The sequence below is a fragment of the Dyella sp. 2RAB6 genome, from assembly GCF_052115385.1.
Taxonomy (GTDB): domain Bacteria; phylum Pseudomonadota; class Gammaproteobacteria; order Xanthomonadales; family Rhodanobacteraceae; genus Dyella_D.
On record NZ_JBFRGP010000030.1, the window covers coordinates 22309 to 29909 of the forward strand.

7 protein-coding genes are annotated in these 7601 nt (G+C 67.9%); 4 read left to right on the forward strand and 3 right to left on the reverse strand.

Annotation, left to right across the window (positions count from 1 at the left end; all coding sequences use genetic code 11):
- Nucleotide 1: 1 nt before the first annotated feature.
- The 3 genes from AB4083_RS21795 to AB4083_RS21805 all read right to left on the reverse strand — a co-directional run bounded on the left by AB4083_RS21795 (nucleotide 2) and on the right by AB4083_RS21805 (nucleotide 4478).
- The gene (locus tag AB4083_RS21795; RefSeq protein WP_441610606.1) at nucleotides 2-2212 is read right to left on the reverse strand and encodes a TonB-dependent receptor; all 2211 of its coding nucleotides are present in this window, start codon (nucleotides 2210-2212) and stop codon (nucleotides 2-4) included.
- Nucleotides 2213-2362: 150 nt separating this feature from the next.
- The gene (locus AB4083_RS21800; RefSeq protein WP_441610607.1) at nucleotides 2363-2926 is read right to left on the reverse strand and encodes a response regulator transcription factor; all 564 of its coding nucleotides are present in this window, start codon (nucleotides 2924-2926) and stop codon (nucleotides 2363-2365) included.
- Between the two features lie 265 nt (nucleotides 2927-3191).
- On the reverse strand, nucleotides 3192-4478 hold the full coding sequence (locus AB4083_RS21805) for an ATP-binding protein (protein WP_441610608.1): 1287 nt from the start codon (nucleotides 4476-4478) through the stop codon (nucleotides 3192-3194).
- 137 nt (nucleotides 4479-4615) lie between these two features.
- Between AB4083_RS21805 and AB4083_RS21810 the strand changes: the two genes are divergently transcribed.
- From AB4083_RS21810 to AB4083_RS21825, 4 genes are all read left to right on the forward strand, one after another.
- A complete protein-coding gene (locus tag AB4083_RS21810; protein ID WP_441610609.1) occupies nucleotides 4616-4990 on the forward strand; it encodes a diacylglycerol kinase in 375 nt (124 codons plus the stop codon).
- A gap of 85 nt (nucleotides 4991-5075) precedes the next feature.
- Entirely contained in the window at nucleotides 5076-5708 is a 633-nt protein-coding gene (locus tag AB4083_RS21815; RefSeq protein WP_441610610.1) for a LemA family protein, read from the forward strand.
- A 4-nt stretch (nucleotides 5709-5712) separates the two neighbouring features.
- On the forward strand, nucleotides 5713-6633 hold the full coding sequence (locus tag AB4083_RS21820) for a TPM domain-containing protein (protein WP_441610611.1): 921 nt from the start codon (nucleotides 5713-5715) through the stop codon (nucleotides 6631-6633).
- Nucleotides 6633-7136, forward strand: a complete 504-nt coding sequence (locus AB4083_RS21825; protein WP_441610612.1) for a TPM domain-containing protein — start codon at nucleotides 6633-6635, stop codon at nucleotides 7134-7136. Before AB4083_RS21820 ends, AB4083_RS21825 begins: the two co-directional genes overlap by 1 nt.
- Nucleotides 7137-7601 lie beyond the last annotated feature (465 nt).

The window sequence follows — 7601 nt, forward strand, 5'->3', positions numbered from 1 at the left end:
CTCAGTAATCCCAGCGCACTTCGCCAAAGAAGGTGCGGCCGGGATAGGGATGGTAGACCCAGTAATGCTCGTTGGTGAGGTTGTCCACGCCAGCGGAGGCCGTCCATTGCGGCGCGAACTTCCAGCGCAGCTTGGCGTCGGCCACGGTGAAGCGGCTGACCGCGCCGTAGGTATTCACGAAATCGCTGTTGTCGAGCGAGCCGTACTGGCGGCCGGAATGGCGCACGGCCAGCGAGGCATCCCACTCGGGCGTGATGCGGTAATCGGCGACGAAGCTGGCGCGTACTTTCGGGATGCGCGGAAACCACTTGCCATCGGCCAGCGGATACTGGCGATCGCTCAGCGTCTTGGCCTGGTTGAAGGCGACGCTGGCCTGCAGGTCGAGCCCGGCGATCCACACGTCTTTCAGCGCCAGCTCGCCCTCGATGCCGCGCACGCGCACCTTGTCGACGTTCTGGATATTGGTGACCGTCGGCGTCACCGTGATATCGGTCTGCGAGTACAGCGAATCGGCAATGCGGTCCTGGAACAGCGACACGCGCCAATGGCCGTTGGCCAGCGTGCGCAGCAAGGTGAGGTCGGTGGACCAGTCGCGCTCCGGCTGCAGGTTCGGATTGCTGTTGACGATGGCGTTGGCCGAGATGCTGCCCTGGAACAGCTCGTTCACCGTCGGATAGCGCACCGCCTTGCCGCCGGCCAGACGCAGCTGCCAGTCGTCGGCGAAATCCCAGGCCAGCGCCGCCTTGGGCGAGAAGTCGGTGCGCTGGCGTTCGGCGTAGCGCAGCGTGGTATTGGCGTTGGCGCGCAGGCCGTCGTAGGCGCGCCATTGTTCCCAGCGTCCGCCGAGGGTGAAGGTCCAGGCCGGGGCGAAGCTCCATACGTCCTGCAGATAGGCCGCGTAGGTGCGGGTGCGTCCGCCGAACGCGCTCTGTTGCGGACCGTTGGCGTCGCCGCGCCAGTCGCTGGCCTGGCGCACGCGCGAATCCAGCACGTAGCGGTCGCCATGCAGGCCGGCGTACAGCGTGTGGTGTTCGCCCAGCGGGCCGGAACTGCGCAGGTCGGCGGTTGCCCAGCCGGAGCCGCCGAGATCCGCCACCGTGCCCGGGCCGCCGAGCGGGCCGACCGGCGGGGCGAGGCTGGCGGTATGCGTCTGCGAACGCACGAAGTCGTACTTGCTGCCCACCGCGGTCCAGCGCCAGCCGTTGTCGAAGCGGCCGTTCAATTCCACGCCATACAGCGCATGTGTTTCGCGCGTGGCGGTCGGCGCCAGGCCGCTGGCCGGCAGGGTCCAGGTGCGGCCGTAGGCGCTGACCGCGCCGCTGTACACCGGCTGGCCGGAAAGGTCGCGGATCAGGCTGCGCGTGCGATCGTCCGCGTGATTGTGCCAATAGCCGAGCGTGAACAGCGCTGACACCTGGTCGCTGATGTCCACGCCCACTTTCAGCTTGGCCTGGGTCTGCTCGGTGTGCTCGATGCTGTTGGCGCCATAGACCAGGCGCGGCGAACCGTTCGGATTGCGATCCAGCGTGGCGCCCTGCACCGGCACGGCGCGCGCGGCGTTGCCGCTGGCGGTGGCCGTGGCGTACTGCATCGGCTGGCCGTCGTTATCGAGCTTGTTGAGCGCGAGCATCCAGCTCCAGCGCCCCTGCTTGTTGCCCAGCGTGGCGGCGAGGTTGCGGCCGTTGTAGTGGCCGCCCGCGCCGTAGCGGTCGCTGAAATCCTGGCTCATGAACTGCGCGCTGGCGCTGGCCACGAATCTTTCCGGCAGGCGCGTATGGATCAGCACCGTGGTGCCCATCGAATTGCCGGGATACAGCGCGGAATAGGGGCCGTACAGCACGTCGACGGCGCCGATCTCCTCCGGCGCCACCATGCCCCAGCGCGGCGCGCCGTCGTAGCCGTTGGTCATCAGGTTGGACAGCAGCAGGCCGTCGGCATAGACCAGGCTGCGCGCACTCTGCAGGGTGCCGGCGTTGCGGCCGCTGATCACCGCATTGGGGTCGCCGATATAGCGCTTGCGCACCTGCAGGTTGGGCGCGTACTTCAGCGCGTCGGAGCTGTCGGTGACGTTGTGCTTCTGCAACTGGTCGCGGCTGACGCGCACCTGCACGCCGGGCGTCTCGGTCACCTGGGTGTCGCTGGCGTGGACGTGGACGGTTTCCAGCGTGCTGGTCTGCTGTGCGAAGACGGGTGCGGCGAGCAGGCTGGCCAAAACCAGAGGCAGTGCGCGGCGGGGGAACGGTCGGTTCAAAGTCGTACCCTGGACCCTGGTCAAGGGTTGCGAGGATAGCCGCGCTCCCGTGAGGAAAAAGGCGGCGCGTTGTCGCAGGCCGTATTCCCGTTTACCGCGTGCTGGCCCGGCTTATTCCTGCTCGGGCCGTTCGCGCACCGGGTGCTTGCTCAGCTTGCGCTGCAAGGTGCGCCGGTGCATGCCGAGCCGGCGCGCCGTTTCGGAGATATTCCCGTCGCATTCGGTCAGCACGCGCTGGATGTGTTCCCACTCCAGCCGGCGCAGGGCCAGCGGGGCTTCCGGGGCGTCCAGCAGGTCGTCGTCGCCGCTCGGCGCGTCGCCTTCCAGCAGGGCGCGCACCACGGCGTCGGCGTCGACCGGCTTGGCCAGGTAGTCGTGGGCGCCGCGCTTGATCGCCTCCACCGCGGTGGCGATCGAGGCATAGCCGGTGAGCAGCAGCACGCGCATCTCCGGCACCAGCGAGCGCAGCTCGGGGATCAGGCGCAGGCCGTTTTCATCGCCCAGCTTCAGGTCCAGCACGCAGTAGCGCGGATGGTGGCGGCGGGTCAGGGCGCGCGCCTCGTCGGCGTTATTGGCGGTGAGCACCTCGAAGCCGCGCGAACTCAGCGCCCGGGCCAGTACGCGCGCGAAGGTCGCGTCGTCGTCGATGATGAGCAGGGGCTGCGGGTCGGTCATGGTGCGGTTCCCGGGGGAGTGGCCGCGCGTATTGTCGCGCAAGCCTGACCGGCGGGAGCGGGGGCGCGGCGAAGTGTCCTGCGTTGAAGCCCCTCTCCCGTCGGGAGAGGGGTTGGGGTGAGGGTACGGGCGGAGGGGGACGCTTCACTCCGCCCGTACCCTCATCCGGCTGCCGCCACCTTCCTCGCTCCTCAGAGCCGCGCACATCCCTGTGCGCTCCCCGCGTGCTCCCGGAGGGAGAAGGGTTTCAATTTGCGGTGTGGGCTCAACTGTTTTTCGCTTCCACGACGGCCAGCGGCAGCCGCAGGCGCATTTCCGCGCCGCCGTCGGGCGCATTGGTGGCGGTCAGCTCGCCGTGCAGGCGCTCGGCGGTGGCTTCGGCCAGGGCCAGGCCGATGCCCAGCCCGGTCAGCTTGTGCGACTGGCCCACCACCGCCGGCGCATCGGTGGCGACGAAGCCGGGGCCGTGGTCGCGCACCACGAATTCCAGCCAGCCGTCGGCGCGACGGGCGATCAGGTCCACCGCCTGCGACTGCTTGAGAGCGGAGGCCTCGAACGCGTTGTTCAGCAGGTTGAGCAGCGCGTGGCGCAGGCCCGGCGGCGTGCGCAGCACGATCTCGCCGGCGTCGTCGTCCATCTGCAGTTCCAGGTCCGCCTCCGGGCGCAGCAGCTGGAAGCGTTCCAGCGCGCCGTGGACGAAGCCGTCCAGCGTGGTGCATTCGGGCACCTGCGACAGCTGCGCTTTGCCGAAGGCGACCATCTCGCGCAGGATCGTGCGGCAGCGCTCCACCTGGCCTTCGAGCAGGGTCAGGTCGTCGCCCAGCACGGTGTCGCTGGCATGTTCGCGGCGCAGTTCCGGCAGCAGGGTGCGCATGGTCGACAGCGGCGTGTTGAGCTCGTGCGCGGCGCCGGCGGCCTGGGTGGCGATGGCGAGGATGCCTTCGTCGCGCAGCGCGCGTTCGCGCACGCGCTGCATCTCCACTTGTTGCAGGCGCACCGCGCGCGCCAGCCGGTTGGTGAAGAAGGCCAGCAGCAGCGCGGAAATCACGAAGTTCACGCCCATGCCGGCCACGTGCAGGGTGAAGCCGCTGGGCCCGAAGGCGTGTTCCGGCATCGGCAGCGGCACGTACCAGACCAGCAGCACGACGTAAGCCACGCCGGCCAGCATGGCCACCGCCAGAATCGCGCGCACCGACAGCGTGGCGGCGGTCAGCGCGATCGGCACCAGCAGCAGGGTGATGAACGGATTGCTGGCACCGCCGGTGAAGTACAGCAGGTAGCCCAGCACCAGGGTGTCGGCGGCCACGTGCAGGATGGTTTCCCATTCGCGCAGCGGCGTCGGCTGCGATTGCCGCCAGGCGGCATACACCGCGAACACCGCCAGCGAGCCGATGCCCACCAGCAGCGGCAGCAGCGGGATATCCAGCTTCATCCACAGCGCGCAGACCAGCACCGCGACGCTTTGTCCGGCGATCGCGCAGATGCGCAGCCAGGCCAGGGTGCGGGTGAGGGCGGTGGGGCCGATGCGCTGCTGGGCGAGGGAACGTCTCATCCGCGCATTGTAATGGCAGGCATTGCAGTGGCAGGCTTTCCGGCGGGCGGTGCTATGGCATCATGACGCGTTTATGGCAGGACCCGGCCGGCATGCCCGCCGTTCCCGGGGCTGCCCATGAGCACGGACTTACCTCTATGGCAGCCAGCGGCATCCGCGGACCCAAGCAGATCTGGAGCGCCTTCAAGTGGTCGATGAAGGGCTTGCGCGCCGGTTGGCAGCACGAGGCCTCGTTCCGCCTGGAAGCCTGCCTGGCGCTGGTGCTGGTGCCGCTGGGCCTGTGGCTGGGCAATGGCCCGCTGGAGAAGATCGCCCTGGTGATTCCGGCGGTGCTGGTGCTTTCGGCCGAGCTGCTCAATTCCGCGGTGGAAGCGGTGGTCGACAAGGTCAGCCCGGAATTCCACGAGCTGGCCGGCCGCGCCAAGGACATGGGTTCGGCCGCGGTATTCCTGCTGCTGGTGATGACCGTGCTGAGCTGGGTCTTGATCCTGGCGCCGCGCTGGATGGTGTGACCGGCGTATTGCTGCCATAGGCACGATTGCGCGAGTCCTTGCGGAATGCTGCAATGGGGCGTCCACCGGATCGGAGCCCACACCCATGAAATTCCTTCGCGCGATCGCCCTGCTGTTGCTCGTCCTCGGCCTTTCCGGCTGCGGCTATAACGCCATGCAGCGCCAGGACGAAGCGGTCAAGGCCGCCTGGTCGGAAGTGATCAACCAATACCAGCGCCGCGCCGACCTGGTGCCCAACCTGGTCAATACGGTGAAGGGTTACGCGCAGCACGAGGAAAAAGTGCTGACCGAAGTGACCAATGCGCGCGCCAGGGTCGGCACCATGCAGCTGTCGCCGGATGCGCTGAACGATCCGCAGAAGCTGCAGCAGTTCCAGCAGGCGCAGGGCCAGCTGTCCAGCGCGCTGTCGCGCCTGATGGTGGTCAGCGAGAACTACCCGCAGCTGAAGGCCGATGGCCTGTTCCAGAACCTGCAGGCGCAGCTGGAAGGCACCGAGAACCGCATCACCGTGGCGCGCAACCGCTACGTGCAGTCGGTGCAGGAATACAACTCGATGATCCGCACCTTCCCCAACAATCTCACCGCCAAGATCTTCGGCTACCAGGTGAAGCCGAACTTCAGCGTGGAAAACGAGAAGGCCATTTCCACTGCGCCGACCGTCGACTTCGGCAACAGCCCGGCCCCGACTCCGGCCCCCGCCGCGGCTTCGACGCGCTGAGGCGATGATCGTGCGGCGCCTGGCGCGGCTGCCTGTTTGGTTTGGGCGAGTGCTGCTGCTGGCCCTGCTGCTGCTTGCGGCAGGGCTGGCGCCGGCGCTTGCCGACGATGCGCCGCCGAAGCTGGCGCGCCACGTCACCGACCTCACCGGCACGCTGAACGCGCAGCAGGTCGACCAGCTCGATGCGCAGCTGGTCGCGCTGGAAAAGCGCAAGGGCGCGCAGCTCGTGGTGCTGATGGTGGGCAGCACGCAGCCGCAGGACATCGAGAGCTATTCGCTCGCCGTGGCCGAGGCCAACAAGGTCGGCCGCAAGGGCACGGACGACGGCCTGCTGCTGCTGATCGCCAAGAACGACCGGCGCGTGCGCATCGAAGTGGGCTACGGCCTGGAAGGCGCGATTCCGGATGCAGCGACGGCGCGCATCACGCGCGAATACATCGCACCGAAATTCCGCGCCAACGATTACTTCGGCGGCATCAGCGATGCGGTCGGCGCGCTGACCCAGCTGATCGACGGCGAGGCACTGCCGCCGCCGATCGAGCCGACCCATCGCGAACGCAGCAGCGGATTGGGTTTCCAGGAAATGCTGTTTATCGGTGTGTTCGCCGGCCTGTTCCTGCGCGGCATCTTCGGCCGCGCGCGGATCTGGCTGCGCACGCCGCTGGGCGCCGGCCTGATCGGCGGCCTGCTGTGGCTGCTGGCGGCCTCCGTGGGTGCGGCGACGCTGGGCGCAATCATCGGCGGCGTACTGATGCTGCTGCCGGCCGGCGCGGGGCGTTCCATCGGCGGTGGCGGCTGGGGCGGTTTCGGTGGCTGGGGCGGCGGTGGCGGCTTTGGCGGCGGTGGTTTCGGTGGTGGCGGTGGTGGTGGTTTCAGCGGAGGCGGCGGCAGCTTCGGCGGCGGCGGCTCCTCGGGGAGCTGGTGATGGGACGCGGCCAACGTTTCTTCGCGAATCTGGGCGGTGCCTGGTTTTTGCTGCGCCGCGCGTTCAACGCCACGCTGCTGGATGAGATGACGCACGCGATCGCCGAGGGCGAGCGGCGGCACAACGGCGAGGTGTGTTTCGCGGTCGAGGCGCGCCTGTCGCCATGGGATGTGCTGGAAGGCCTCGATGCGCGCCGCCGTGCCGCGCAGGTGTTTGCGCAGCTGCGCGTGTGGGATACCGAGCACAATAGCGGCGTGCTGTTTTATGTGCTGCTGGCCGAGCATCGCATCGAGATCGTGGCGGACCGCGGGATTGCGGCCGCGGTGCCGCAGGCGGAGTGGGACGCGATCTGTGCGCGGATGCGCGAGTGTTTCGCGCGCGACGAGTGGCGCGAAGGTAGCCTAGGCGGCATCGCCGCCGCGCATGAACTGCTTGCGCGGCATTTTCCCGGCAACGATAAGGCGAAGCCGGATGAGTTGCCGGATCGGCCGGTGTTGCTTTAGTTGGTTTGGCGGTGCCGGGGGGCTTGCTCGCCCTTTGCTCGTCATCCCAGCGGAAGCTGGGATCCAGTGACTGTGTCGCTTGGTTGTCGCGATAGCGCGAACTGGCCGGCCCAATCCCCTCAAGCAAGCACTGAGGCCAGCTTTTGTGCTGCTTACTGCCTCAACCTCCCCGTTCGAATCCTTCTCCCTCCGGGAGCACGCGGGGAGGGCACAGGGATGTGCCCGGCTTTGAGGAGCGAGGAAGGTGCCGGCAGGCGGATGAGGGTTCGGGCGGAGCACAACACCCGTCATACCTCACCCGCAAACACCTACAAAGTGTAGTGGTCAACCCACTTTGGACACTCCGATAGGAGTTCTGCACGCCAGCGCGTCCACGACGGCTGGTATGCGTTGGCCGATGGCAGCATGCCATCGGCGATGGTTGTAGAAGCTCAGGTAAGCGGTGACGTCGCGGCGGGCCTCTTC

Excerpts from the sequence above, each read along its gene's own strand:
- AB4083_RS21805 (WP_441610608.1), bottom strand. The coding sequence starts at position 4,478 with ATGAGACGTTCCCTCGCCCAGCAGCGCATCGGCCCCACCGCCCTCACC.
- AB4083_RS21815 (WP_441610610.1), top strand. The coding sequence starts at position 5,076 with ATGAAATTCCTTCGCGCGATCGCCCTGCTGTTGCTCGTCCTCGGCCTT.
- AB4083_RS21810 (WP_441610609.1), top strand. The coding sequence starts at position 4,616 with ATGGCAGCCAGCGGCATCCGCGGACCCAAGCAGATCTGGAGCGCCTTC.
- AB4083_RS21820 (WP_441610611.1), top strand. The coding sequence starts at position 5,713 with ATGATCGTGCGGCGCCTGGCGCGGCTGCCTGTTTGGTTTGGGCGAGTG.
- AB4083_RS21800 (WP_441610607.1), bottom strand. The coding sequence starts at position 2,926 with ATGACCGACCCGCAGCCCCTGCTCATCATCGACGACGACGCGACCTTC.
- AB4083_RS21825 (WP_441610612.1), top strand. The coding sequence starts at position 6,633 with ATGGGACGCGGCCAACGTTTCTTCGCGAATCTGGGCGGTGCCTGGTTT.